The organism is Deltaproteobacteria bacterium (genome assembly GCA_019912665.1).
In the GTDB taxonomy this organism is placed as follows: domain Bacteria; phylum Desulfobacterota; class GWC2-55-46; order GWC2-55-46; family GWC2-55-46; genus UBA5799.
This window is the reverse complement of the sequence record JAIOIE010000006.1, coordinates 375387-400022: the sequence shown is the minus strand read 5'-3', so window position 1 is coordinate 400022 and position 24636 is coordinate 375387. Positions and strand designations below refer to the sequence as shown.

General features: G+C 58.9%; 18 protein-coding genes and 1 riboswitch. Of the genes, 2 read left to right on the top strand and 16 right to left on the bottom strand.

The genetic code is table 11. The annotated features are described in order from the left end of the window. Nucleotides 1–203: 203 nt before the first annotated feature. Complete coding sequence (gene gspN, locus K8I01_01900; GenBank protein MBZ0219176.1) at nucleotides 204–1079, top strand: type II secretion system protein GspN; 876 nt, start codon at nucleotides 204–206, stop codon at nucleotides 1077–1079. Here the strand turns inward: gspN and K8I01_01895 are convergent. The 6 genes from K8I01_01895 to K8I01_01870 all read right to left on the bottom strand — a co-directional run bounded on the left by K8I01_01895 (nucleotide 1065) and on the right by K8I01_01870 (nucleotide 11404). After that, a complete protein-coding gene (locus K8I01_01895) occupies nucleotides 1065–3275 on the bottom strand; it encodes a tetratricopeptide repeat protein (GenBank protein MBZ0219175.1) in 2211 nt (736 codons plus the stop codon). The genes gspN and K8I01_01895 overlap by 15 nt on opposite strands. Nucleotides 3276–3405: 130 nt before the next feature. Next, nucleotides 3406–5220 carry a tetratricopeptide repeat protein gene (locus K8I01_01890; protein MBZ0219174.1) on the bottom strand — a complete coding sequence of 605 codons (1815 nt, stop codon included), beginning with the start codon at nucleotides 5218–5220 and terminating at the stop codon, nucleotides 3406–3408. A 71-nt stretch (nucleotides 5221–5291) separates the two neighbouring features. Further along, nucleotides 5292–6641, bottom strand: coding sequence for a sigma-54 dependent transcriptional regulator (locus tag K8I01_01885; protein MBZ0219173.1), 1350 nt, complete (start codon nucleotides 6639–6641; stop codon nucleotides 5292–5294). A gap of 1 nt (nucleotide 6642) precedes the next feature. Then, nucleotides 6643–7959 (bottom strand): nucleotide sugar dehydrogenase, encoded by a 1317-nt coding sequence (locus tag K8I01_01880; protein ID MBZ0219172.1) that lies wholly within the window; start codon nucleotides 7957–7959, stop codon nucleotides 6643–6645. Between the two features lie 2 nt (nucleotides 7960–7961). Further along, nucleotides 7962–9329: a PEP-CTERM-box response regulator transcription factor gene (prsR, locus tag K8I01_01875; protein MBZ0219171.1), complete on the bottom strand. Its 1368-nt coding sequence runs from the start codon at nucleotides 9327–9329 to the stop codon at nucleotides 7962–7964. 5 nt (nucleotides 9330–9334) lie between these two features. Further along, a complete protein-coding gene (locus tag K8I01_01870) occupies nucleotides 9335–11404 on the bottom strand; it encodes a GAF domain-containing protein (GenBank protein MBZ0219170.1) in 2070 nt (689 codons plus the stop codon). 94 nt (nucleotides 11405–11498) lie between these two features. Beyond that, a riboswitch (cyclic di-GMP riboswitch) is annotated at nucleotides 11499–11633 on the top strand. Between the two features lie 48 nt (nucleotides 11634–11681). On the opposite strand from K8I01_01870, the gene K8I01_01865 reads away from it, so the two are divergent. Further along, nucleotides 11682–13502: a fibronectin type III domain-containing protein gene (locus K8I01_01865; protein MBZ0219169.1), complete on the top strand. Its 1821-nt coding sequence runs from the start codon at nucleotides 11682–11684 to the stop codon at nucleotides 13500–13502. A gap of 100 nt (nucleotides 13503–13602) precedes the next feature. On the opposite strand, the gene xrt is transcribed toward K8I01_01865, so the two are convergent. Genes xrt through K8I01_01815 form a run of 10 tightly spaced genes read right to left on the bottom strand, consistent with a single transcriptional unit; the run spans nucleotide 13603 to nucleotide 24628 of the window. After that, complete coding sequence (gene xrt / locus K8I01_01860; protein ID MBZ0219168.1) at nucleotides 13603–14502, bottom strand: exosortase; 900 nt, start codon at nucleotides 14500–14502, stop codon at nucleotides 13603–13605. Nucleotides 14503–14523: 21 nt separating this feature from the next. After that, nucleotides 14524–15414, bottom strand: coding sequence for a glycosyltransferase (locus tag K8I01_01855; protein MBZ0219167.1), 891 nt, complete (start codon nucleotides 15412–15414; stop codon nucleotides 14524–14526). Between the two features lie 13 nt (nucleotides 15415–15427). After that, nucleotides 15428–16612 carry a methyltransferase domain-containing protein gene (locus K8I01_01850; protein MBZ0219166.1) on the bottom strand — a complete coding sequence of 395 codons (1185 nt, stop codon included), beginning with the start codon at nucleotides 16610–16612 and terminating at the stop codon, nucleotides 15428–15430. Nucleotides 16613–16619: 7 nt separating this feature from the next. Next, nucleotides 16620–17810 carry a methyltransferase domain-containing protein gene (locus K8I01_01845; GenBank protein ID MBZ0219165.1) on the bottom strand — a complete coding sequence of 397 codons (1191 nt, stop codon included), beginning with the start codon at nucleotides 17808–17810 and terminating at the stop codon, nucleotides 16620–16622. Nucleotides 17811–17845: 35 nt separating this feature from the next. Further along, nucleotides 17846–19099 (bottom strand): class I SAM-dependent methyltransferase, encoded by a 1254-nt coding sequence (locus tag K8I01_01840; GenBank protein MBZ0219164.1) that lies wholly within the window; start codon nucleotides 19097–19099, stop codon nucleotides 17846–17848. Then, entirely contained in the window at nucleotides 19093–19860 is a 768-nt protein-coding gene (rfbF, locus tag K8I01_01835; protein ID MBZ0219163.1) for a glucose-1-phosphate cytidylyltransferase, read from the bottom strand. The genes K8I01_01840 and rfbF overlap by 7 nt, the downstream gene beginning before the upstream one ends. A gap of 19 nt (nucleotides 19861–19879) precedes the next feature. Continuing rightward, the gene (locus K8I01_01830) at nucleotides 19880–21034 is read right to left on the bottom strand and encodes a radical SAM protein (GenBank protein ID MBZ0219162.1); all 1155 of its coding nucleotides are present in this window, start codon (nucleotides 21032–21034) and stop codon (nucleotides 19880–19882) included. Continuing rightward, nucleotides 21031–22308 carry a Coenzyme F420 hydrogenase/dehydrogenase, beta subunit C-terminal domain gene (locus K8I01_01825; protein ID MBZ0219161.1) on the bottom strand — a complete coding sequence of 426 codons (1278 nt, stop codon included), beginning with the start codon at nucleotides 22306–22308 and terminating at the stop codon, nucleotides 21031–21033. Before K8I01_01825 ends, K8I01_01830 begins: the two co-directional genes overlap by 4 nt. Before the next feature lie 24 nt (nucleotides 22309–22332). Beyond that, nucleotides 22333–23169 carry a glycosyltransferase gene (locus tag K8I01_01820; protein MBZ0219160.1) on the bottom strand — a complete coding sequence of 279 codons (837 nt, stop codon included), beginning with the start codon at nucleotides 23167–23169 and terminating at the stop codon, nucleotides 22333–22335. Nucleotide 23170: 1 nt separating this feature from the next. After that, nucleotides 23171–24628 (bottom strand): MOP flippase family protein, encoded by a 1458-nt coding sequence (locus K8I01_01815; GenBank protein MBZ0219159.1) that lies wholly within the window; start codon nucleotides 24626–24628, stop codon nucleotides 23171–23173. Between the last annotated feature and the right edge of the window lie 8 nt (nucleotides 24629–24636).

Here is a 24636-nt window from a genome sequence, read left to right as displayed (position 1 = left end):
TCATTGACCGGAGCGCCTCTTTTGAGGTAGAATTACTCTGGTCCGGCTGAACTGGTCCTTTCGTATGCGCATCGCACGGAACGCGTCATGCGCTTCTATCCCGCTCCCGCTCTGTCCGAACGCCTGAACCGCCGGAGTTATTTCATGCGGTCCTGAGAATCCCCAATACCGCGCAACGCTAGATGGAAGGTATCTCATTGGAAATGAACAAGGCCCCGGAAGGCAGCGGGGCGCCCTTCTTAAGAAAGCTCATTCTGGCATCGGTCCTTGCCGTTCTCGGCATATTCATATTCGCGCTGACGCTCTTCCATCTCGTGCCGTCCCAGGTCTATGAGAGGATCATCTCCGCGGTAGTTATGGAGAAGACCGGGCTCGTACTCGAGAGCGCGTCCATGTCTACCGTATTCCCGTTCGGGTTCGAGCTGAAGGAACCAAGGCTCAAGGATGCGAATGGAAAGGGCGTCGCGCGAATTGACTCGTTCAGGGCCGACCTGATGCTCCGGGGTATCCTGTCGGGATTGAGGGTGGACTTCAAGGGGACTGCGGGGGAGGGCACGGCAGAGGGGTCATTCCGGTACGGACTCTTCAGGTCATCTTTTGATATGGAATCGAGTGCAATGGATTTCAGCTACATCGAGGCGCTCGGCTCCGCCGGCGTCAGGGTCGACGGCGCATTCGACAGCAGGATTTCCATAAAATCAGCCGGGGGCTGCCCTAAAGGGTTCGCGAGGCTGGAAGGCTCGGACCTCAAGGACGCGGAATTCCGTTTCAGGGGAATCCCGCTCTCATTCGGCGGAATCGAGGAGGCGGGTCTTTCCGCTGACTTCCGGGACTGCGCCGTTTTTTTTAACGGGCTCTGGGTCGAGGGGGACAAGGCCTCTTTGAGGCTCCAGGGTAGCATGAAGCCGCTTAGGCCGCTCGCCTCAAGCCCGGTCGACCTGACGCTCGAAATAGTCCCGCATGCCGAGCTCCTTCAAAACAATTACATGCTCGCGTTGATCGAGTCCTACCGCAAATCGGCTAATTTCTACTCTATCCCCATAAGGGGCACTCTCGGGAGCCTCCTACCTGGCCGCTGATATCCGCTCTCTTTTCTCTATTTCCAGGAGCGCGCTCCGGGCCTCCTCCGAACCGGGGAAGTCCCTGCCTGTTGCCAGAGCGGCCTTCAGTTCCTCTTTCGCGAGCTTCAGGTTGTCCCGCTCGATGTACGCGACGGCCAGATGAAATCTTACGACCGGGTTCCCGGGCAGCTTTGCCGCGCTTTCCTTCAGAAGCGAAAGCGCCCTTAAAGAAGCGCCTTTCCTTAGATAGATCCATCCCAGGGTGTCGGATATCATCGGGTCTTCCGGCATTATCTCCTTGGCCATTTCCGCAAGCGGCAGCGCGTCATCGAGATAGCCGTGCTCGGCGTATATCCAGGCCAGGTTGTTCGCTGCCGGGGCGAACCTGGGATTTATCTCGAGGGCCTTGGCGTAATGTTCCGCTGCCTCCTGCGCCTTCCCCTGCGACTCATACGCGAGAGCCAGGAGCATTTGCGCCGGAAGCGAATCCGGGCTCGTCTCGATCGCCTTCCTGAAGCTTTCTATGGATTCAGGAAAGGAGCCCTTCCGCGAATAGAGGTTCCCGAGCTCGAGATAGGGCTCAACGTAGTCGTTCTTTATCTCTATCGCCTTTCTGAAAGACTCCTCGGCCCTTTCAAGGTCGTTGCCGGCAAGGTATACCTTGCCCATGAGGTGATGGAGCCAGGGCCTGCCGGGGTCATGGGCTATCTCCTTTTCGACGCGTGAAACGGCTGAGCCGTGTTCTTTTCTCTCAATAAGCGTATTCGCGATCATCGTAATGGGACGGGGGTCGTTCCGATCGAGCTCGAACGCCTTCTCGAACAGGGCCAGGCCGCCGGTGACGTCCTTCTCCATCAGGCGCACAGTGCCGAGCCCGTAATGGCCCCTCGGGTCGCCGGGCTCGGCCTCTGTCGCCGCCGCGAACATTTCAGCCGCCTTTTTAAGCTTTTTCTCCTTGATGTACAGGCTTCCGGAGGAGAGGAGCGCAGCCGTGTTCCGCGGGTTTTTCTTCAGCACCGTCTTAAGCTCGTCCAGGGCAAACCAGGTATCCCCTGATTCGGCGTATACGGATGCGAGCGCAAGCCTCGCGTCAATGAACTCCGGGTCGAGCCTCACGGCTTCCTTAAGCTCCGCCTTGGCCTGCTCATGCCTTCCCCTTTTGCCGTGTACAAGCCCGAGTGCGTAATATGCCCTCGCATAGCCCGGCTCCATCCTTATGGCCGTGTTGAGGTCAGTAAGCGCCTCGGTGGTCTTCCCCTCGGCGGCCCTGAGCCGGCCCCTCAGGTACAGCCCGAAGTAACCCTCAGGCTCCCTCGCGAGTATCTCCTCGATGTGCGTTGCCGCCTCGTCGGCGTTCCCGCTGTTTATGAGGAACTCCGCGAACTTCTTCCTGAGATCGAGTCCGTCCTGGATTCTGGATATGCCATCGGCGTAAACTGCCCTGGCTTCACCGGCCCTCCGCGATGAGAGGTAATAATCGGCGAGCTTGATATAGCCGTCCGGAAAGGCAGGCCAGGCCTCTATCATCCTTTTGTAGGCGGCTTCGGCCTCCTTATCCTTGTTCAGGGAGGAATAGAAACCGGCAAGGGCATTGAGCGCGCCTAAGCTGTCACCGCTCTCCCTGGCTGCGCTCAATAGCTCCTTTTCGGCATCTGCGTATCTTTTAAGGCCGACAAACATCCTTGCGAGCGCGATCCGGGGGGTCGGGTCGTCTTTCCCGGCGCTGATCGCCTTCCTGAGGCTCTCTTCAGCTCCTGAGTAATCGCTCCTCTCCATGTGGATGTCGGCAGCCGCCATGAGGAGGCTCGCATCAGGAGGGCCGAGCGAGACGGCCTCGTCGATTATGGAGAGCGCCTTGCCGAACTCCTTTTTTCCTGCGCTCGCCGAGGCCATGAGCAACAGGGCCGCCCTGTTCCCCCGGTCCTCGCTATATACGCTTTCGGCCTGCTTTAGCGCCTCGTCATAGTCCCCGGATGAGAGGTAGAGCTCGGAAAGCCCCAGGCGCGCGCCTGCGTGCGAGGGGGAAATCTCAATTGTCCTGCTGAACTGCCGCATCGCGGAAATCGGGCTCGACGGCCCGTCGAGCCTGAGATAGGAAAGGCCGAGCATGTAATTTGCTTCCGCGCTATCAGGCTCGATCTGGACCGCCTTCCTGAATTCCCTTGAAGCCTCAAGGTACTCTCCTGATTCCAGCAAGCCCCGGCCATTTTCCATAAGGTCTTCAAACGCGTTCTGGGGGCTGCGGCCGCAACCGGAGGTAAAGGAGAGTAAAAGGGAGAGGATGATTGCGATTGAGATGGCAGCAGTTTTTCCCTGTCCGTCAGGAGCTTTTGAGTTTTTCATGTCAGCTTAGCCCGCTTATCCTTTTGAGTGTTTGTTTGGCCTCTTCCGAGCCGGGGAACTCGTCATTCAGGTCCAGCGCTCTTTCAATTGCCGACCCGGCCCTCTCATGGTCTCCCAGCTCTATGTAAACGAGGCCGAGCCGGTACAGGGCTGTCGAATCGGCATCCCCGTTCCGCTCAAGCCTCGAATATACGGCGAGCGCGTCGCCGTGCCTGCCCATCTTGTAATATATCCATCCCAGCGTGTCGGCCATTGCCGCGTCTTCGGGGTCGAGCGCGCTGCCCTTCCTGGCGTACTTGAGCGCCTCCTTGAGGTCCCCGCGTTTATCCGCGAGTAGCGAGGCGAGCTTCCGGTACGCCGTTACCGGCCTGGCAGAGGAGATCACCTTCACGTACTCCCTGGCAGCGTCGTCCACCTTTCCGGCTTTTGCATACGAGTCGGCGAGTTTCGTCCTTATGCGGATGGATTCAGGGGCACTGCGTGCGGCTTTCGAAAAAAATTCAGCGGCCCTCTCGAAATCGTTTACGGACTCGAAAAGCTCTCCGAGTCCCGTATAGGCCGAAACCATACCCGGGTGTTCCTCGATTATCATCCTGTACTCTCCCTCGGCCTGAGCGAGCTTCCCCTGTCTTTCAAGGGCCCTGGCGCGGAGCACCCTGATGAGAGGGTTTTTTTCCGTTTCCGGCACGTAAGCCACTGTCTCCCTGTAGAGGCCGGCCCTGTTATAGAGAAGGGCAAGGCTCACCTTTGCCGCTTCTCGGCCGCTTGTGCCGAAGAGGAGGTCGGATTCTTTCGCGGGCATCTGGAGCTCGGGGAAGAGGTCGGCTGCCTTGCCGAGCTCCTCCCTGCCTTTTTCTCCCTCGCCGAGTGAAAGGAGCACGCCGCCGAGAGTTATCCTTGCTACAGGGTCGAGCGGGTCCTCGTCAATCGCCTTAAGCGCCATATCCCTGGCCTGGGAGAGCTCGCCCTGTAGCTGGAGCGTTACGGCGGCGTTCAAAAGGCCCTCCCTGAGCCCCGGTGAAATCGCTATCAGCGACTGAAAGCTTTTGAGCGCCTCCTTGTAGTCCTCCTCTATGAGGCCTATTACTCCGAGGAAATAGGTGGTAAGAAAAAACTCCGGGTTCGAGCGGCTGAGCGCCTGAAAACTCCCCTTGGCCTCCCTTGCCATGCCGTTCAGCAGATAGGCGGTGCCGAGGACGAGGTGCGCCCCGGGTGAGTCCGGCTCGGACTTCAAGACCTCCCCCGCGTACTCTATCGCCTTGTCAAAATCGCCCTCGGCGAGGTTAATCCTGCTGAGGTTAAGGTAGTCAGGATCGGTCCGGAGGAGCCGTTCATAGCAGTCCCTTGCGTTCTTAAAGAGGCCCTGCGACAGGTAAATGGAGGCCACGTGCCTCAGTATCCCGGGATCGTCCTTTATCTTGAGCGCCTCCTGGAAATAGACCAGGGACTTGTGATAACGCGCCTTTGTCATGAAGAACCGGCCCATGGCCCCGTATATCTCTGCTGCGAAACCGGCGTCCGACTCCCTGGCGCTCTGGGCCTGCTCAACAGCCTTCTTTTCCGCGTTCATCCCCAGGTAGGCTATCGCGAGTATAAACCTTGCCGTCTGGTCCAGGGGGTCCCTGTCCAGAATGTTTTCCTCGAGCTCGGCGGCCTTGCCGAACTCGTTTTTCTTCATGAACTCGATGGCCTCGTTATGCTGAGCGCTATTCGGCAGCGTAGCCGGCGGCTCGATGAAGGCATGGGAGCTTTCGGCCGTAAATGCGACGGACGCCGCCAGGATGACCGGCAAGAGCGCCTTCAGGGCTCGTCTCATCAGGTCCCCCTCCTTTTTTACGTGCAGCCTCTATCCCCGGAATCAGCCTGTGCCGTTGCCGTGTCTCTCAGTCATACGGACCTGAGCTTGTATTTTATTATCAGCTTCGAGAGGTACTGGCGGCTTATGCCGAGCTCGGCCGCGGCCCTGCTTACGCTGCCCTCGTTCCTTACGAGCGCGTCCTGTATCATCCTTTTTCTGAATGCATCCCTTGCTTCCGCGAGGCCCATGGGGTTGACCGGCATGTGGCCGCCAGACGACCGGGAGCAAAGGCCCAGGTCCGCAGACGTGATCTCCTTTTTCGCAGAAAAAATGACAGCGCGCCTCACCCGGTTTTCGAGCTCCCTGACGTTACCGGGCCACCTGTATTCCTTCATGTCATCGATGGCAGTCCTTTCGAATCCGTCAGCCGGCCTGTTGTATTCCCTTGCGTATTTCTTGAGGAAGTAGAGGGAGAGGAGGTGGATGTCTTCGCCGCGCTCCCGGAGGGGAGGAACGACGAGAGTTATGATGCCCACCCTGAAGGCGAGGTCCTCGTTGAATTCGCCGCTACGCGCCAGTGTCCTCAGGTCCCTGTCGCTCGATGATATTACGCGCACGTCGACGCTTGCGCGCTCGCCTGTCGAAGGCATTTCAATCGAGTGCTCCCTGAGGACGTCAAGCAGCCGAGCCTGTAGGCGGAGGCTCAATGAGCCGACCTCCTTGAGGAATACCGTCCCGCCGTCCGCCAGCTCAAGGAGACTTTTCCTGCGCTGGCCGGGAGGAAGGCCGGAGCCGAAGACCTCGGCCTCAAGGACGCGTTCCGGGGCGCCCTTGCAGTCCGCCGCGAGGAAGGGGAGGGCGTGGCGCGACCCGAGCCTGTGCACCGCGCGCGCTACCGTCTCCTTCCCCGTGCCCGGCTCGCCGATGATGAGAGCCGGTATATTCACTTCGGCGAGCTTTCTTACGGTATGGAAGACCTCCTGCATCGGGCGGCAGAGGCCTATTAGATCGCAGGGCCAGCCGGCGCCCTCAGCGGAGCCGGAGCGGCCCGACTGGTAATCGTGGGCGTGGTAGGCCCGTTTGATTGTCATACGGACTTCTTCTATGGAAACCGGCTTCGTGAAGTAATCGAAAGCGCCGAGGTCGAGGGCCCTGAAGGCGTTGTCCCTCTCGTCGACTCCCGTAAGGATGACGGCCTTGAAGAGCGGGTTTGCCGAGAGTATCTCCCTTATGGCGCGCATGCCTTCCGACGGCTCGAAGGGGGAGGGGGGGAGGCCAAGGTCCATGACCCCTACGGGAATCGAGCGCTCGGAGGCGGCCAGGAGCGCTTCACCCCTGGAGCCTGCCTCGAAGACCTCGTAGTCCCTGCAGAAGGCCCATTTCATCTGCCCCCTGAACGTCTCGTCATCGTCGAGTACCAGGAGCCTTGGTTTCATCATTTCAAGCCTTGACCACCTGCCCGCCGCTTATCCCGGCAGTGGCGTTCCTGGTGTCGACTACGAGCCTGCTGTTCGATACTATCCACCTGTAGTCGTACGCGGAATGGTCGGTCGCTATTATCACGCAATCGTATTTTTTAATATTCTTAGCGGTCAGCGGCACGGAGCGGAGCCTGGCCGAGGTCCTGTGGTGGACGGCAATGGGCACGTGCGGGTCGTTGTAGGAGACGTTCGCGCCCTTTGACTTCAATATCCTTATGAGCTCGAGCGACGGAGACTCCCTCAGGTCGTCCACGTTCTTCTTGTAGGCCACCCCGAGGAGGAGTATGCTGGAGCCCTTGAGGCTTTTGCCCCTGGAGTTCAGGGCTTCCATCACCTTTCCCACTACATAGTAAGGCATGTTGGTGTTGATCTCGCCTGCAAGCTCTATGAACCTCGTTGAGAAATCGTACTCCCTGGCCTTCCAGGTCAGGTAGAACGGGTCTATGGGTATGCAGTGACCGCCGAGCCCGGGCCCGGGATAGAAGGCCTGGAAGCCGAACGGTTTGGTGTTCGAGGCCTCTATCACCTCCCAGATGTCTATGCCCATGCGGTCAGAGAGCATTTTTAGCTCGTTCACAAGCGCGATGTTTACCGACCGGTAGATGTTCTCGAGGAGCTTTGACATTTCAGCGACCCTGGTCGAGGAAACGGCCACGACCTCGGAGACTATCTGCGAGTACAATGCGGAGCCGACTTTCGTGCACCTCTCGGTCACGCCCCCTACTATCTTGGGGGTGTTCTTCGTGGTGTAGTCCATCCTTCCGGGGTCTTCCCGTTCCGGCGCGAAGACGAGATAGAAGTCCCTTCCTGCCTTGAAGCCGTTCTTGCCGAGTAGCGGCAGGAGGACCTCCTCAGTGGTGCCTGGATAGGTGGTGGACTCGAGCGATATTACCTGGCCCCTCCTGAGGTGTTTTGCCACTTCGGTCGCCGAGCTGTATACGTAGCTTAAATCCGGTTCGCGCTTGTCGGATAGCGGGGTGGGCACGCAGATTATGATCGCGTCCGTGCGAGTGAGAGCCGAGGTGTCCGTGGTCGCATTCAAGAGGCCTTTCCGGACGAACGAGCCTATTTTTTCGCCGGGTATGTGCTTTATATACGAGTTGCCGGCGTTTATAGCCTCGACCTTCGATCCGTCGACGTCGATGCCCGTGACCTTGAACCCCTCTTCGCAGAACCGGAGCATTATGGGCAGGCCGACATAGCCGAGGCCGATTACGCCTATCCTGGCCTGCTTGCTTTCGATCTTCTTAAGGATGCCGTTGTGGTTTTCAGCCATGTTTACCCCTTTCGTATGGATTCGAGCCTGTTGTATTTTTTTATTATGTGGTGCACGGTCGGCCTGCTTAGGCCGAGCTCTTCCGCGGCTTTGCTTATATTGCCGTTATGCTTGAGAATAGCTTTCTGGACGAATCTTACCTCGAGCTCTTCCTTCGCCTTTTTGAGGTCGAGGTGCTGCGGGGCCTCCTCGGCCGGGCCGAAGCCGAGGTCCGAGGGCCTTATCATCGGGCCGTCCGAGCAAGTCACTGCCCGCCTTATCCTGTTCTCGAGCTCCCTGACGTTGCCTGGCCACCCGTATGAGTTTATGGCCTCCACCGCCTCGGGGCTAAGCGTCTTGGGCCTCGCCCTGTCAGGGACGTATTTCTGGAGGAACGCCCTCGCGAGAAGGACCATGTCCTCTCCGCGCTCGCGTAGCGGCGGCAGGTCTATGTTGACCACCGCGAGCCTGTAGTAAAGGTCCTCCCTGAACCTGCCCTCCGCGGTCATCTTACGAAGGCACTTGTTCGTGGCCGCGATGACGCGGACGTCCAGGCCTATCGAGTCCCTTCCGCCGATGCGCTCGATCTTGTGGTCCTGGAGGAACCGCAATACCTTCACCTGAAGGAGGAGCGGGAGCTCCGCAATCTCATCGAGAAAGAGAGTGCCGCCCTGTGCGAGCTCAATCCTTCCGTTCCTCTGTATGTGGGCGCCTGTAAACGCACCCTTCTCGTGCCCGAAAAGCTCGCTTTCAAGGAGGGTATCGGGGATTGCGCCGCAGTTTATCGGTATGAAGGGCCGCTGCCTCCGGAGGCTCTGAGCGTGTATCGCCCTCGCTATGAGCTCTTTTCCCGTGCCGCTTTCGCCGCCGACCAGGACTGGCACGTCCGAGGCGGCTACCTTCCTCACCGTAGAGAACACCTCCTGCATCCTTGCGTGCATCCCGAGGACTTCCTCGAACGATTGGCTCTCAAGCGCCCCTTTCTGAAGCTTCGAGTGTTCGTGCTCGAGCGAATGGACGTAGACCGCCCGGCTGAGGATTATCTTGAGCTCCTCGATAGCGACCGGCTTAACGAGAAAATCGTGCGCCCCGTGCGAGATAGCTTTTATCGCCGAGCTCCGCTCCCTGTTGCCTGTGATTACTACCACCTTGGCAAGCGGATCGTGCTGGAGAATTCTCCCCAGGAGCTTGAACCCTTCGCTTACGTCGTTTGTGTCGGGCGGAAGCCCCAGGTCGAGCGTTATTAGAGCCGGGTGGCCGTCACGGAGCGCCTGCATCGCGCTTTCCGGGTCGGCCGCCGAAAGGACGTCGAATTCGTCCGCCAGGGCCCAGCGCATCTGCCCCCTTACGGCCTCGTCGTCCTCGATTATGAGGAGTTTCTGTTTTTGCATTTCCATCAGCCTGCGCTTGAGGCAAGGCGCTCATCGGAGTGGAGCGGGAACCTGAGCGTGAAGACCGTGCCGACGCCTTCTTCGCTTTCCACCTCGATACGGCCCCCATGCGCCTCCATGACCGCCTTGCAGTGGTGTAGACCGATCCCGAAACCGTTGTTCTTGGTCGTAGTGAAAGGCCTGAAAAGCCCCTTCTCAAGCAGGCCTTTAGGTATTCCCGAGCCGGTGTCCGATATTCTTACAGTGACGAAATCCTGTCCGGACTGGAATGATACGCTTATCTCGCCTTCCGCTCCGATCGCGTCGCACGCGTTCATGAGCATGTTGAAAAAAACCGTCTCTACCGCGTCGGGGTCCATGCTGCATATGGTGCAGCATCCGTCACTTTCTATGGTGAGCCGGGCGGCAGCGCCGGAAGGCAGCCTTTCTACCGCCCGTTCCAGGACCGCCCTAAGGTCTCCCTGCCTTTTCACGATACCCAGCCGCCCTCCGCCGCCCGCCATCTTTTCGATAAGAGCCCTCATCCTCGCGACCGTCAGGTCGATAGCCTTGACGGCCTCTTTCTGGAACTCGGGGCTTGCCATGTTCGACCTGGCGTTATGACTGAGGAGCGCAAGGGAGTTGGTGAAGTTCTTGAGGTCGTGCATCACGAACGAAGACATCCTGCTGAATGCGTCGGCCTCCTTGACCTCCAGGAGGTCCTGGCTGAGCCTCAGGTTTTTTATCTGCACTGCCGACTGCGCTGCAACGGCCCTGAGGAGGTCGAGGTCGTTGCTTGAATAGGGCCGCCCCCCTGCCTCCTCCCCGACCGTGAGGAACCCTATAAGCTCCCTTCCTGCCGAAAGCGGAGCGCAGACGACGGCGCCGGTCGAGAGCGAGAGGTTTTCTGCCCCCTCGGTGCCCGCGTCGTCGTCTCCCGTCTCGCAATCCGAAAGATAGAACGGGGCGCTCATTGAAAGCATGTGCTCGACAAGCCTGTGCGATGGGGCAATGCGCCTGAACCGCTGTTCGAGCTTCGAGGAGGTGGAGAAAAAACAGCCCTGCCCCTGGTCATAGAGCCAGACGTTTACATTCGAGGCGCCGAGGGCGGAAGAGACCAATTCCGAGAGGACCGCCTTGACTCCCGCCGGGTCTGTCCGGGAGCTTATTTTCTCTGTCGCCTCGAGCCACCGATCCTTGTAGTCGTGTCTTTTCATCCGGAATGCCGCAAGCCAGCCCGCGTTTTTCAGCCGGGACTGCCCGTATAAGACGATGCTCACGGAGAGGGCCGCCATCGCCACCGCAAGGGTAAAATAGTCGCCGGCCCCGGCGTCTGCGGCCCTGGATACGAGGAACGAAGCAGGGATGCATATCGCAACCAGAAGCAGTGTAAGGGATTTCCCGAGCCCGTGTCTTGATACCGATATCTCAAGCGCAGAAAGCCCGCTGGAGGATAGCGCCAGGGCGATGCGGGTCGCGGCTACCGCTGCGCACGCCGATGTCGCGGCTATGGACAGCCTCCCGGCGGAGCCGAAGACCGAGAGCTGGATCGAGAGCGTGGCATAAAGCGCCCCGACCGCGCCCATGCCGAGTGCGAACGCACCCAGCTCCCTTCTGACGCTTCCGCTGAAGGCCCTTAAGGTGCCTTCTATCTGCACAAGCGAGACGATGAGGGCCAGTGCCACGGCCGTCTGGAAAAGTCTCCCGCCCGGACCGGGCTCGAACTTTCCGCTCGCTATGACGACCGGGCCTTCCGGGAGCGAGACGAGGGCTGAGAAGAGCAGGGCCGAAAACAGGAGCCCCAAACCGGGAGTCCATCGTATGACGGCACTGATTTTTTCAACCCTCCCGAAGGTGACGGCAAAAACAAGGAGCGCTGCAGCTAAAAGGCCCTGCCCGAGGGCGAAGAGGTGCGCGCCATAGCCTGACATCATAAGGGCGCCTCCGGCGTTAACGCCCGCTATTGCAAGCATTGTGACGAGGAAAGCGGCGACTGCAGGGTTAGCCAGTCCCCTTCCTTTTTTTATTATGAGGAGCCCCGGAATGAGGCTCAGGCCGGCTGCCAGGACCGGTATGACGCGAAGCGGCTCAGCCAAATGCTATTCTCCCGTGCTCAGGGTGATAAAGGTCACATACCTTCGTTCCGCTCTTTAATACAATGTCGAGCGAAGAAAAATGTTTTTGGGAATCCTTTGCTCAGGGCAAACTCCGGGAAACCGGGGGACGCAGAGCAAACGGGACTAAAGAAGACTGGCAACAACACCTCCTGTTTCGTAATTCGCGCACATTCGACCTCCCAGCTTCCACGTCAGCCGAGCCGCCAAAGGAAAAATCCCTTTGGCGTTTTTTTTCAAAAAAACGGGGAGGTAGCAAATGCCTAAATCAGTAAAGCTAATCTCGCTCTCGGCTGCCGCGGTCATTGCGGTCCTTTTGCTTGTTGCGCCGCCTGCGCTCGCGGGCGAGGCAATTCTCAAGTGGACCGCGCCGAGCACGAACACGGACGGCTCGGCGCTTACGGACCTGGCCGGCTTCAAGGTCCATTACGGCACGCAGTCCAGGTCCTATTCGAAGACGGTCGATATCGGCAATGTGGCGGCCTACACCGTCCAGGACCTCGCGGCAGGCAGCACCTATTATTTCAGCGTTACGGCCTACAACTCCGCTGGCCGGGAAAGCACCTATTCAAACGAGGTCTCAAAGAACATTCCGTCCGACACCACCGGTCCGGCCCTGACAGGCATTTACGCGGCCGACGTCACTCATTCAGGCGCGGTCATAAACTGGGTGACGGACGAGCCGGCTACTTCTCAGGTCGAGTACGGCACGACCACTTCCTACGGCAGTTCGACCTCCGTAGACCAGGCCCTTAAGACGGCGCATACCATGGCCCTTGCCGGGCTCGAGCCGGGCACCGCTTACAATTACAGGGTGATAAGCTCGGACGGGTCGGGCAACAGGACCGTTTCGGGGAATTTCAAATTCACGACGGCGCCGGCCCCTGACACCGCCCCGCCTGTCGTCTCGAACCTCCTCGTTAAGGACGTGACCAATTCTTCGGCGCTTGTCACGTGGACGACCGACGAGCCTGCGACCACGCAGGTGGATTTCGGGCTCTCAGGGTCATTTACGTCCTCAACGCCCCTTGACGGTTCCCTTACCACCGTCCATTCGGTCCTTCTCGAGGGGCTTCAGAGCTACACGGCCTACGGCTACAGGGCGGTTTCGACCGACGCCGCAGGCAACACGGCCGTGAGCGCGGCAAAGACCTTCACTACCTCGAACCAGGCGCCGGCCATTAACTCTTTCAGCTCGTCTGCGCTCTCAGGGGCCGCCCCGCTGCAGGTCCAGCTGTCCGCCGAGGCAGCCGACGCCGACGGTTTCATCGTCAGCTATGAATGGGATTTCGACGGAGACGGCGTTTACGACGCCGATACCGGCTCAGTCCCCTCGGCGCCGTATACCTATCAGTCTGCGGGGACCTATTCGCCCAGGGTGAGGGCAAAGGACAACGGCGGAAGCATGGTCGCATCAGAGCCGCTTACCATTTCGGTAGACTCGGCTTCAAACAAGCCGCCGGTGGTCATATCGCTGGTCGGCACCGTGTCCCAGGAGGGTTCTTCGGTCTCCATCAAGTTCGACGTGAAGGCGACCGACCCCAACGGGGTCATAGTGAAGTTCGAGTGGGACTTCGACGGCAACGGCGTTATAGACGCGGTCACGACTACCGTTCCGGCCAAGTTCACATACAGCTCGCCCGGCACATACAGTCCGGTCGTGAAGGTGACTGACGACCAGGGCGGTACGGCCAGAGCGACCACGACAGTGGAAGTCCCGGCGGCATCCGTCTCAGGCGGGTCGTCTGCGTCTACGGGCGCCCCTGAATCCAAAGGCGGCTGCTTCATTGCAACGGCTGCCTACGGAAGCTACCTGGAGCCCGAGGTCATGGTGCTCCGCGAGTTCAGGGACGGCGTCCTCTTGCCGAACCCGATAGGCAGGGCGTTCGTGGACTTCTACTACAGGGTGTCCCCGCCTGTCGCGGACTTCATAGCCAGGCACGAGGTGCTCCGCACGGCAACGAGGACCGTTCTGACTCCGATAGTGTACGGGGTCAAGTACCCGCTCCTTTCGGTCTCGTTCTCGGTCCTTGCCGTCGGGGCGGCCGTCATAGCCGGCAAAAGGAGGAGAGGGAAGTAAATCAGCCTCCGCATGCCCGGAAGGGCCGGACGGCTCCGGGCTCTATGAAGGCTTCGGGAAATGAGCCGGAGCCGGTCCAGGCACAAGCCGCAAGGGGCGCCTAGCCGCCCCTTGCGGCTTTTTTTTCTATTTTCATAAGCGCCCACAGGACAACGCCGGCCATGAGGAGAGCAAGAAGGAAGAAAAGTATCCCGCCCCTCGTGTGCAGGGTCCCGTAGAGCATGCGTTCGTCTATATGGTATCCGGCAAGCGTGAGCGCTGTTATCCTGACGCCGTTCTTTACGACGGCTATGGGAAAGAGGGCAGCCACAAAGGCCAGCCTGCCTGGCCAGGTCCGGAGGAACATGTTCGAGGCCATCACTCCCGCGATGAAAAGGACCAGGCTGGAGCGTATGCCGCTGCACTCCCTTGCGACCTCGATGGTAAGCCCGGGGAGGTGGAAGAATAAGCCCTCCCTCTCGACCGGCGACCCCGAGGCGCTCAGGAAAAACCACGCGGCATCGGCCGAGCCATTTTGAAGAAGCCTTATAAGCGGGTCGAGCGCCGCTTCCGGCACTGGAACGGCAAAGAGGAGGAAAAGGAGCGGAAAGAGGGCCTCCTTTGCCGCGGGGCCGCCGAAGACGGTCACAAAGCCGCCTATCCAGAAGACGACGGCCGAGAGGACCATCGCTGCCAAATGGAAGCTGCCGCCGTCCGCGAATACGCTTCTTCCGGCTATGAAGACGGCGGCCCCGGCAAGGAGGACCGGGATGCCGTAAAACGGCCCGTAAGCGGCGCTCGAGAGTATCTCCTTTCTCCTCGAGTAAAGGAGGTAGGCGCTGAGAAAGGGTATGAGCACTATGTGTGAATAGAGCTCGCTGTCCATCGCCAGCTCATATAGCAGCGCAAGGTGCTCGGAGAAGGCCGCCGCGATCCCAATGCTGAAAAAGACGATGCCCACTACCCTCGTCCTCGCGCCCGTGCCGGGGGTCTCTCCCGCCATCCGGCTTTCCGCTGTCATGGCCACGGTCTATCTCTCCGTTTAAGCGCCGGGGAGCTGCAGGCGCTGTTTTAAGTGGGCCTTGTACCTGCCGCCCTTGGCCTTGAACTGCCTCACGACCCACCTCGATATCTGGGCGAAGCAGAGCCCTTTCTCGTACCATCCGAGGCTGGCCCTGTTTATCGCAATGAACTGCTCCGTCACGAGTTTGCTCTGTATGAACTTATAGATGCTCCTCCGCGACGAGTCCCACCATACTGCTATCTCCTTCCTCGGCAATCTCCTTGAGTTCTTCTCATGGTCCCGCCTCATGAACAGGTGCTCCTGTAGCTCGTGGAACCTGCCCCTCAGGATTACCTCCATGAGGAGGACGTAGTCCGCACCGAAGTACTTCCCCAGGAGCTTGGTCTCCCTGAGGACGGACGAGCGCATTACTCCGAATACCGCATTCGCGAGGTTCACTTTCGTAAGATAGTGGCGCAGGCGCTCGTGGGGCCTGTTGTAAGGTATGTGGAGCCTGTCGTCGTATTTCCCGATCTCCTTGCCGTTCTCGTCTATGAGGACGGTCTTCGGGTAGCAGAGGACGATTCTGGGCTCGGAATCGAGGACCTCGATGCACCTCTCCAGGAGATGCGGCGAGCAGACGTCGTCATAGGCGGCCCATTTGAAATATTCGGCGCGCGAAAGGCGGAAAACGCGGTTGAAGTTGTCCGCGGCCCCGAGGTTACGCGCGTTCCTGTGGAGCCTTATCCTCCGGTCGCGGGCGGCGTACTCCGAGCAGATGCCGAAGGTCGAGTCGGTCGAGGCGTTATCGGAGATGATGAGCTCGAAATCTCCGAATGTCTGCCCGAGGATGGACTCGACGGAATCCCTTAAGAAGCGCTCGGCGTTGTAGACAGGCAGCCCTATGCTGACTTTCGGGGTCTTTTCCATTCCATTCCCTTTTTCACGCGCACAGTATGCTGCACGAAAGGCCCATTCCCTTGACCATCTGCCATATCTCGCCTATGTAGTTGGGGTTCATGACTATGATGATGTCGGGCGAGTACTCCCGGATGAACTCGGGGGGGCCGATCTCCTGCCCGGTGCCTGGTATGTACTTCCCGTGCTTGTGCGGGTTAATGTCTATTACGTGGCTTATCTGGCCTGTAACGCCTAGCGCGTTAAGGAATGAAACTCCCTTGGACCCGCCGCCCCAGAGGACGGCCTTCTGTCCTTTAACGCGTAACCGCTCAAGCTCGTTTTTCCACGCGAGTATCTTTCCAGTGTACCTTCTTGAAAAGGCGGCTACCGCGGTCTTCAAGTCGCTCAGGCTGAAGCCCGGCACGGGAAGCACCGCATTCTCCGGCCCGCAGGACGGGAAGGCTTCGGCGCAGAGGAACTGGCCCTCGAACGACTCCTCGAAGCTTACCGCCCTGAAACCGGCCAATGAAAGGAGCTCGGCAAGGGAGATGGCGCTGAAGTAGGAATAGTGCTCGTAGATTATGTCCCATATCGCGAGCTCCCTGAAGGTATAGAGGACGTTCGGGACCTCGAAAAAGACCACGGTATCGCTCCTGTCGCCGATGGCCTTCCTCATCTTGTCCAGGAACTCCCTTGGCGACTCGATATGCTCGAGCACCTGGCGGCTGCAGATGAGGTCGCCCTTATAATCGGAGTACTGTTCGGAGTAGAGGTCCTGGATGAATACGACCTTGTTGTCCCTGTGCTCAAGCCTCTCGTGGACGTAGCTCGCGTCGAAGCCAACGCCCCTATTCCCGCCCAGCTCGCTCAGCAGCACAAGGAAGTCGCCCTTGCCGCAGCCTATTTCTATTATGTCCTTTCCGTAAAGGTTGAACTTTTCGATGAGCTTTACGGCCAGCGATCTCGCATAGTCCTGGAAAAAAGGCGAGAAGTGGAGCGAGTTCTCGTATTCCTGCGAGTATTTTACGGCTTCAGGGTCGAATCCCGTGTTGAAGATGTGGCCGCAGCCGCTGCAGAACCCGAGCTTTATGTCGCCCCTTCGGGCCTTGAGGGCGCTTTCGCGCGTGTGCCACAGGATGTTGCAGTGGACCGGCATTCCGGCCATTTCCGCAAAAACGGAAACGCATTCCGACCTGCAGACCGGACATGTCTTTTTGGCGCTTTCCATTCTCCGGTTATACCGTAAGGACCTCTGCGGAATGACCGAGCCGCTCAAGCTCCAGTACGACCTCGCTCCTGTATACGGGGTTCATGAGGATCACGGCATCGGGCTTGTAGCGGGCGGCGAAACCGGGAGAAACTATCTCGTGCCCTGTTCCGGGCATAAAGGTGCCGCACCTCCGCGGGTTTACGTCCACCACGTACTTTATCTCGTCGGTTATGCCGAGTGTCGTGAGGAACGCGACCCCCTTTGAGCCCGAGCCCCAGAGGACGGTCCTGTACCCGGATTTCCCGAATTCCCTGAGTTTATGCCGCCATAGCGCCGTTTTCTGGATGACGTTTTCCGAAAAGAAGGTCACGGCGTTCCTGAGCTCGGACGGCTCTTCCTCTATGGGGAGGGGTGGCGAGGCCTTTCCGGCGGACGGGACGGCCTCGAGGAAAAGGTACTGGTCGCCATAGCCCCGGGTTATGCCGGTCACTTCGAATCCCGATGCCCTGAATAGCCTTCCGAGAGAACCGGGGCTGAAATACGAGCAGTGCTCGTAGTAGACGTCCCAGAAGGCAAGTTCCCGGAGGACCCTCGTTACGTCTGGGACCTGGAAGAAGACTCGTGTCTCCTTTTCTCCCAGCGCCCTCCGGATGATAGAGATGAACTTCGCCGTCTCCCCGATGTGCTCGAGCGTCATCTTACAGACCATGAAGTCGGCGGGTTCGTCCGAGTATTTTTCCGAGTAGAAGTCCTTCACGAACGAAACCCCGTCCGGTTGCGCTAAGCGGTCCTCCCTGAACGCGGGGTCGAAGCCCTTGCCGGTATTGCCGCCGAGTTCGCAGAGTAGATTGAGGAACTCGCCCTTCCCGCATCCTATCTCCAGGATGTGCTTGCCCCTCAAGCCGTATTTTTCTATGAGGTCCGTGGCGAGGCGGCGCGCGAAGCCGTTATATGTTTCCGAAAACCCCTGGGTCTCCTCGCATCTTTCAGAGTACTCCTGCAGTGCGGCATTGTAGGAGCAGTTCCATATGAAACCGCACTTTGCGCAGAACGCGAGCCTTATATCGCCCCTGGGATATTCAATCGACGCCTCCCTGGTCGCGAAGAGCAGCACGGAATGCACCGGGGCGCCGCTGAACGAATAAAAATCGAGGGTCTCGGCGGACCCGCAGCCCGGGCATCCTGCCGGGCCTGGGGCTGGCAGTGCAGGCGCCATATGAGCGTTCAGGCTCTCCATCATATCTCCTTTTTTCAGGTTACCTTCCATTCAGGAATGGGCACTATGAACTTTCCGCCGGCGGCCCTGTACGCCTCCTGCTGGCTTATTATCTCGGATGCGAAATTCCATGCGAGTATAAGGACATAATCGGGCCTCTTCTCAAGGAGCTTTTCCGGGGCGAATATGGGGATGCGCTTGCCCGGCATGTAAAGCCCCTGCTTGTGGATGTTCCTGTCCACGACGAAGTCTATGAAGTCGCTCCCTATACCGGTGTAATTCAGGAGTGTCGCTCCCTTTGCGGCCGCACCGTAGGCGGCGATGCGGTTGCCGCCGTCTTTAAGTATCTTGAGCATGAGCCTCAGGCCGTTTTTTATGTTTTCCGCCTTGATGGCGAAATCGTTATAGTAGGAAAAACCGTCCACCCCGTCTCTTTTTTCCTCCTCGAGAAGGCCCGTTGCCGAGGCGTCAGGCTCGTCTCTGAGTCCTATATAGAGCCGTAGCGAGCCGCCGTGGATGGGTATCCTCCGTACGGAATTGAGAAAGAGGCCGCGGCTCCGGAGGAGACGGTCGACAGAAGTCGCGGAGAAATAACAGAGGTGCTCGTGATAAATGGTGTCGAACTCGCATTTATCCACGAGTTCCCTGACATAGGGGGCTTCGATTACCGCGACGCCGTCGTCCTTGAGGAGTATCCTTATCCCGTCGAGAAAACTTCCGGAATCGGCCACATGGGCAAGCACATTATTCGCTATGACGACGTCCGCCCTTTTCCCCATTCTGCGGAGTTTCCCTGCCAGCTCGGCGTTAAAGAAGGCGCAGTGCGTGGGCACTCCCGCCCTCTCGGCCGCCTCTGCCGGGCCCTCAGCCGGGTCTATCCCGAGGCAGGGTATGCCTTTCCGGACGAAATTCCTGAGTAGGTATCCGTCGTTCGACGCTATCTCAACGACAAGGCTCTGTTCATCGAGCCGTCTTGTTTCCATGAGTTCCAGCGCGTTCTCCCGCGAGTGCCTGAGAAGCTCGTCGGAAAAAGAGGAGTAGTAGGGGTATCTCCTGCAGAAGAGCTCCTCCGGCGGCACCGTCTCGAGTATTTGTACGAGCGTGCAGTCGCGGCAGAAGACGGCTTTAAGCGGGTACTCGGGCTCAGGACGGCCAAGCTCCTCTTCTGTAAGAAGCGCGTCGGCAAGCGGCGTTTTCCCGAGGTCAAGCACCGTTTCGAGTCCAATCCCGCCGCATGAGCGGCATTTTGAGACGTTTTCGGTCATTTCACCCTCCGCGTCGTTCACCATTTTTTCCACGGCGCATTGCCGCCAGTCCACAGCTTCTCGAGATGAAGCTTGTCCCTCAGCGTGTCCATGCATTGCCAGAAGGAAGTATGGGTAAAGGCCATGAGCTCTCCGTCTTTCGCGAGGTTCTCGAGGGGCTCCTTCTCGAATTGCGTCTCGTCGCCCTCGATATAGTCGAAAACGCCGGGCTCGAGCACGAAGAAGGCCCCGTTGATCCATCCCTCGGAGGTCTGCGGTTTTTCGGAGAACTCGGTCACCATGCTCCCGTCCATCTCCAGGTGCCCGAACCTGGCGGGCGGCCTCACGGCGGTGAGCGTGGCGAGCTTCCCGTGCGAGCGGTGGAATTCAAGGAGCGCGTCGAGGTCGATGTCGGAAACACCGTCGCCCCAGGTGAGCATGAACGTCCCGTTCCCGGTCCATGGGGCGAGCCTCTTAATCCTGCCTCCGGTCATGGTGTTGAGCCCGGTATCTATGAGGTCAACGGTCCAGTCCGGCACGTCCCCTCCGGTAATCTCCACTTTGCCGGTGCTCGTCCTGACGGTCATGTTGCTGTTGAGCGCGCAGTAGTCCTTCATCCACCTCTTGATGTACTCTCCCTTATAGCCGAGGGCGATTGCGAAATCCCTGAAGCCGTACACGGAGTAGTACATCATGATGTGCCAGAGCATGGGGCGGCCGCCGACCTCGACCATGGGTTTCGGCTTAAGCTCGGTCTCTTCAGCGAGCCTCGAACCCAGCCCCCCGGCGAGTATGGCGACCTTCATCGCCGCGCTTTTTTCCATTTCAGGGCTTTTTTACCTCTGCCACGACCGCCTGGAGTCCCTCCGAGACCACTTCGCCCGTATCGACGGGCAGCCACTCGGGCGCGAACGCCTTGCCGTACTGCACAAAGCTCGACTTAAGGTTCCAGTTCGCGCAGGAGCTGTGATAGCAGTTCATGCAGCCCGGCGGCATCCGTTCCTCCGAATTCACAGAGGCTCGCATCCTGGCCATCTCGGCAGAGTTCCAGGCCTCGGCCGGCGTCGCGTAATCACGGAGGCTGAAGAGCTTTTCCGAAGAGGACTGGCAGGGCCGGACAAAGCAGTCGCTTCCGATATAAAAGTCCCTCCAGGAAAAGGCACACGGCTTATGGGGCATGTTGCCCGCTTCGCCTTCGCCCTGTATCTCAGGGAGCTTGAGTTTAACGCCCTCGGCTGAGGCGAGCTCCGAGGCGGCCGCGAAAATTTCCCTAACCGTCTCCTGCATGTCCAGGAGGGATTCTCCGGCGAGGTTTTCGTCGAAGACGGTAAGGTATACCACCTTCACCTCCGGGATCCCGATTCTCTTTGCGAGAGCGACCATGCCCGGGAGCTCGCTTATGTTCCTCTTCATCGCTGTGAATACGAAGTTCACGTACGGGTAGGAGGTGCCGCGCCTCTTTTTTTCTTCCATGAGCGCCGTCACTGAATCGACCTCCCGAAGGAAGTTGCCGCCTTTCCTTATCGAATCGTTGGTGGCTGCCGTGGACCCGTCAAGAGAAATTGCTATTAGGTCCATGTGGTGCTCGAATACGAGGTCCTTTATCTTCGGGATAGTGCTGCCGTTCGTGACGAAGTATTTCCGGAGCCTTTTGAACCCGTTCAGGTATTCCAGTATCCGGGGAAGCTTCGGATGAAGCGTGCCCTCGCCCCAGCCGTGGAGCGTAACCTCCTCGGTCTTCGAATAGAACGGCTCGAACGCCGTGACGACATCCACCGGCAGGTCGTTCACCCTGAAGTTCACGGCCTCCCGCCCGCACATGATGCACTGGAAGTTGCACCTGTTAGTGAGCTCGAATACTATGCGTCTGGGATAGGATTTGAGGACGGTAGAGCCTTCCCTGAACTCCCTCTGGTTAAGAATACTGTTCGCCTGCTGCTCTTCTGTAAGCGGTGTCTCGAAAAGCCTTTCTGTTTTCATAGGAGCCCTCGCTCAGGTGGTTGATATTTCCCTGCTTTCCCCTCTATCTGTGAAACACGCCTTGCCCTGGCGTAATAGCGCCGCTTGATGACCCTCCTTGCCGTTCCGGCGAAAGACCGTGCTTTTTCGCCCATGGACAGGCCGAGCCAGTTCCGGAAGAGGCTGAAGCCCGTAAGCCTGGGGACCGGTATGCCGAATATTCGCATGGTCGCGAGCCTGCCCCATATGGCGCTCCTCTTGGAGAGGAGGTTTGCCTGCGACCTGCCGAGAAGTGACGGGTCTATCCTCCTGAGCTTGAGATAACCCGCGTCCATAGCCGAGACTATTACCTTTTTTCCGAGCTCGGTCCTGGCAACCACCATCGAAAGCCCCGGCTCCGTCTCCCCGGCCTCCCTGTACCAGGGGTCGCCGCATGAGATATCAGCGAACTCGCCGGTGCCGTCGGGGCAGAGATAGCATCTCAAAGGCCTGTACTTCTGGAGAAAGCCCCAGGCCTCCATGTAGGAAAGCTTCACCTCGTTGCCGTTTTTAAGCGACGCGTTCCACATGCCGGGCCATCCCATGCCTCTGTACCTGAGACTCTTTAGCTCTCCGGCGGACACGTTATGCCTCTTAAGGAGCTCGACAGTGCCGATTGTGGATGGTGTGCCCGCGCAGAATATCGAGAGCGCAAGGCCCGTGTTTGCCTTAAGGCCCGGCCTCATTTCGCCGGCCTTCCTCAGCGCGGCTACGTCGCAAGGTTTGCCGATGAAGACGGAAGGTGAGGGGGCCGCTTCGATTGACGCAAGCCCCTCGCAGGGCGAGGCCGGAGAGTACCTCGAACCCGAGCGCGTTGTAAGCTCGTCTCTCGTCCTGCTGAAAACCGTTTTGTTCCTCCAGGGCTCGTCCAAGGCTGCCCCGCTGTGAAGAGCGCCGTGCATCCCGAGCCTTTCCATGCAGTAGAGTGCGAGCGCGGTCGCTGCCCCACCCGACGACCCGGCGAACCTTATTTCAGTGTCGGAGGCATGGCCCTCCCAGACATCCAGGACCGGCCCCCAGCCGCGCCGTAGCTCCCGGAGCGCATGCTCCGGCCAGGCCCCGTGCGATGTCTCCAGGCCGGGGCATACCTGGACGCAATCGCCGCACTCGTCGCATCCGCTCCCGACCACGGGCCGTATCCCGTCCTGGATTATGTCGACTAGACGGACCTTTTCGGACCTGCACGCGTATGCGCACGCGCCGCACCCGAGGCACAGGCGCCACGATGCTATCTCCTCAACGTTTTTGAAATCCATCAGGGCCTGAGCGCAATGCGGACGTCATTCTTTGGGGAAATAGGCTAGCCCGAGCAACCCGTAGAGCTTTCTCTTGAATTTCGACCTGAACCCGATGAAATCATAGGGGTCCAGCGAGTATTCCTGCAGTCTCTGGGCCGTGCCCTTGAGCCTCCTGACCCATTCCTCGCGCGTCCTCACGCCGTATTGCGCGGCGGAAAGGGGAAGGAGCCTTCTTAAGTCCTCGTCCGTTTTTATGCCGGAGTGCTCGGCCCTGGGGTCGTCCATGTGCTCCTGGTAGAGAAAAGGATAATACCAGCCTATGACGTAGCCCCTTGCGGCGGCCCTTATGCACCAGGTCGTGAACGTCTCCTTGGGCCTGAGGGTCCCTATCTCCTCGACCACCTTTCTTTTCATGAGATACCCGGAGCCCTCTATCCAGCAGTTCCTGAGTATCATATGGGCCCCGAACGAATGTATCTTCCTTGTGGCCTTGGAGACGTTAAAGTCCTCCGGCAGGAACCTCCAGCAGCCGATGATGCCGGCGTCGGGTATGTCCCTGTGCGCCTTCTCAAGCTTCTCGACCCACCTTGCCGGCATCAGGCAGTCGTCATCTATTTTCCCCAGGAGGTCCGCGTCCGCATGGTTCCTCCAGAACCAGTTCGTTGGGCCCCTCAGCCTGTCATTACTCCTGTTATAAATGATCTTCTCTATGGCCGGATGCCCCTCGAAGCCCCGGAGCACCTTGAGGTTCTCTTCCGATGAGGCGTTGTCCCAGACCACGGCCTTCGCGTGGGGCGGCAGGGTCTCGGCGAGCCTGGAGAGCGACAGCCTCGTGTAGGCCGGTCTGTTGTGGGTAATCATGAGCACGCGTATTTTCATGTCAGACCTTTCTCCTCACCATGCGCAGCGCTTCGTTCACTTCAGGCACCTTGAAGACCTTCGCGGCAAAGAGGAGATAAGTGGTTATTCCGATGAGCACGAGGACTATGAGCGCATATTCCATCCCGAGGTGGAGCGAGCTCCCGTTCATGTACCTGAAGCCGAGGAGGAATGCGACCATTACGCCCGAACACCCGGTTGACGGCGCGAGCGCCTTGATGAACGAGAGCATGTCCACGCCGATTAGGCTGTTCGCTACATACTGGCCGAGGAGGAAAACCGGTATGGAAGCCGATATGTACGCCGTTATGAGCCCCAGGAGCCCCCATCTTATGCCGACCAGGAACGCCACGACAATAAGGACCGATGAGAAGACTCCTAGCTTGAGCGTGAGGTCGGGCCTGCCCTGGGAATTGAAGATTATGCCGCCCGTCGTACCGATGGACTGTACGGCGCCCACGATGCAGAGCAGCTTCAGGGGAAGTATGGCCGGCTCCCATGTCGCGCCGTAGACGGAGAGGATGAACTCCTCGGACACCATGAAGAGCCCGGTCATCATCGGGAAGGTTATGAGCGATATGGAGCGCACTACCTTGAGGTAAACGGCCCTGGTCCGCGCCCTGTCGCCCTGTATGCTCGAGAATACCGGGAAGAGCACTTTTCCCATGGACCAGGAGATGAGTTGAAGGGGCTTGAGCATCAGGTTGTAGGCCACTGAATAGTATCCGAGGGCCTGCGCTCCCAGGTATTTGCCTATTATGAGATTGTCGAGGTTCCTGGCGAAAAAATTCAGGATATTGAAGCCCAGGAGGTTCGAGCTGAACCCGAAGAGGTCCGTGAAGCACTTTTTAACAAGCCTCGGCTTGGGCCTCCATTTGACGATGGACCAGACGAGTGGTACGAGGATCGGTTGCGAGAGTATCTTTCCAAGCACCATGCTCCAGACCCCGTAGCCTGAAAGGGCCAGGACTACGGAGATAAGTCCTGAAAGCGCATGGTTCCCGAGGTTTAAGAGAGAGAGCTTCTTGAATTCCAGCCTCTTCGTGAGGATGGAGGTGTGTATCGAAGTAAGCGGGCTGAGGACAAAACCGAGCGAAGATACAAGGAGTATGTCCCGGAGGATCGGTTCATTGTAGAATGCCGCTATGAAGGGCGACGCGGCCGCAAGAAGTGACGCGAGCGCGACTCCCGCAATTATGCTTACGAAAAAGGAGGTCGAGAGGTAGTCGTCATCGATGTTCTGCCGCTGTATTATCGCGGCTCCCATGCCGAGGTCCTGGAACAGGATGACGACGCCTATGAAGACCGATGATATGGCTACCACGCCGAAGTCGCCGGGCGTAAGTAGCCTCGCGAGGACTATGGTGACCGAGAACGTTACGACCTGGGAGCAGACGTTCGAGAAAACAGTCCAGAAGCTCCCGCTTATGATCTTCTGCTTGATATCGGATTGCTTCATTGAGGAGG

Bases quoted from the DNA above. Each gene is read 5' to 3' on its own strand.
- K8I01_01845 (MBZ0219165.1), bottom strand. From the start codon at position 17,810: ATGGCGCCTGCACTGCCAGCCCCAGGCCCGGCAGGATGCCCGGGCTGC.
- xrt (MBZ0219168.1), bottom strand. From the start codon at position 14,502: ATGACAGCGGAAAGCCGGATGGCGGGAGAGACCCCCGGCACGGGCGCG.
- K8I01_01865 (MBZ0219169.1), top strand. From the start codon at position 11,682: ATGCCTAAATCAGTAAAGCTAATCTCGCTCTCGGCTGCCGCGGTCATT.
- K8I01_01880 (MBZ0219172.1), bottom strand. From the start codon at position 7,959: ATGGCTGAAAACCACAACGGCATCCTTAAGAAGATCGAAAGCAAGCAG.
- K8I01_01815 (MBZ0219159.1), bottom strand. From the start codon at position 24,628: ATGAAGCAATCCGATATCAAGCAGAAGATCATAAGCGGGAGCTTCTGG.
- K8I01_01885 (MBZ0219173.1), bottom strand. From the start codon at position 6,641: ATGATGAAACCAAGGCTCCTGGTACTCGACGATGACGAGACGTTCAGG.
- K8I01_01825 (MBZ0219161.1), bottom strand. From the start codon at position 22,308: ATGGATTTCAAAAACGTTGAGGAGATAGCATCGTGGCGCCTGTGCCTC.
- K8I01_01820 (MBZ0219160.1), bottom strand. From the start codon at position 23,169: ATGAAAATACGCGTGCTCATGATTACCCACAACAGACCGGCCTACACG.
- K8I01_01850 (MBZ0219166.1), bottom strand. From the start codon at position 16,612: ATGGAAAGCGCCAAAAAGACATGTCCGGTCTGCAGGTCGGAATGCGTT.
- K8I01_01890 (MBZ0219174.1), bottom strand. From the start codon at position 5,220: ATGAGACGAGCCCTGAAGGCGCTCTTGCCGGTCATCCTGGCGGCGTCC.
- K8I01_01855 (MBZ0219167.1), bottom strand. From the start codon at position 15,414: ATGGAAAAGACCCCGAAAGTCAGCATAGGGCTGCCTGTCTACAACGCC.
- prsR (MBZ0219171.1), bottom strand. From the start codon at position 9,329: ATGCAAAAACAGAAACTCCTCATAATCGAGGACGACGAGGCCGTAAGG.
- K8I01_01840 (MBZ0219164.1), bottom strand. From the start codon at position 19,099: ATGGTGAACGACGCGGAGGGTGAAATGACCGAAAACGTCTCAAAATGC.
- gspN (MBZ0219176.1), top strand. From the start codon at position 204: ATGAACAAGGCCCCGGAAGGCAGCGGGGCGCCCTTCTTAAGAAAGCTC.
- K8I01_01895 (MBZ0219175.1), bottom strand. From the start codon at position 3,275: ATGGAAAATGGCCGGGGCTTGCTGGAATCAGGAGAGTACCTTGAGGCT.
- rfbF (MBZ0219163.1), bottom strand. From the start codon at position 19,860: ATGAAGGTCGCCATACTCGCCGGGGGGCTGGGTTCGAGGCTCGCTGAA.
- K8I01_01830 (MBZ0219162.1), bottom strand. From the start codon at position 21,034: ATGAAAACAGAAAGGCTTTTCGAGACACCGCTTACAGAAGAGCAGCAG.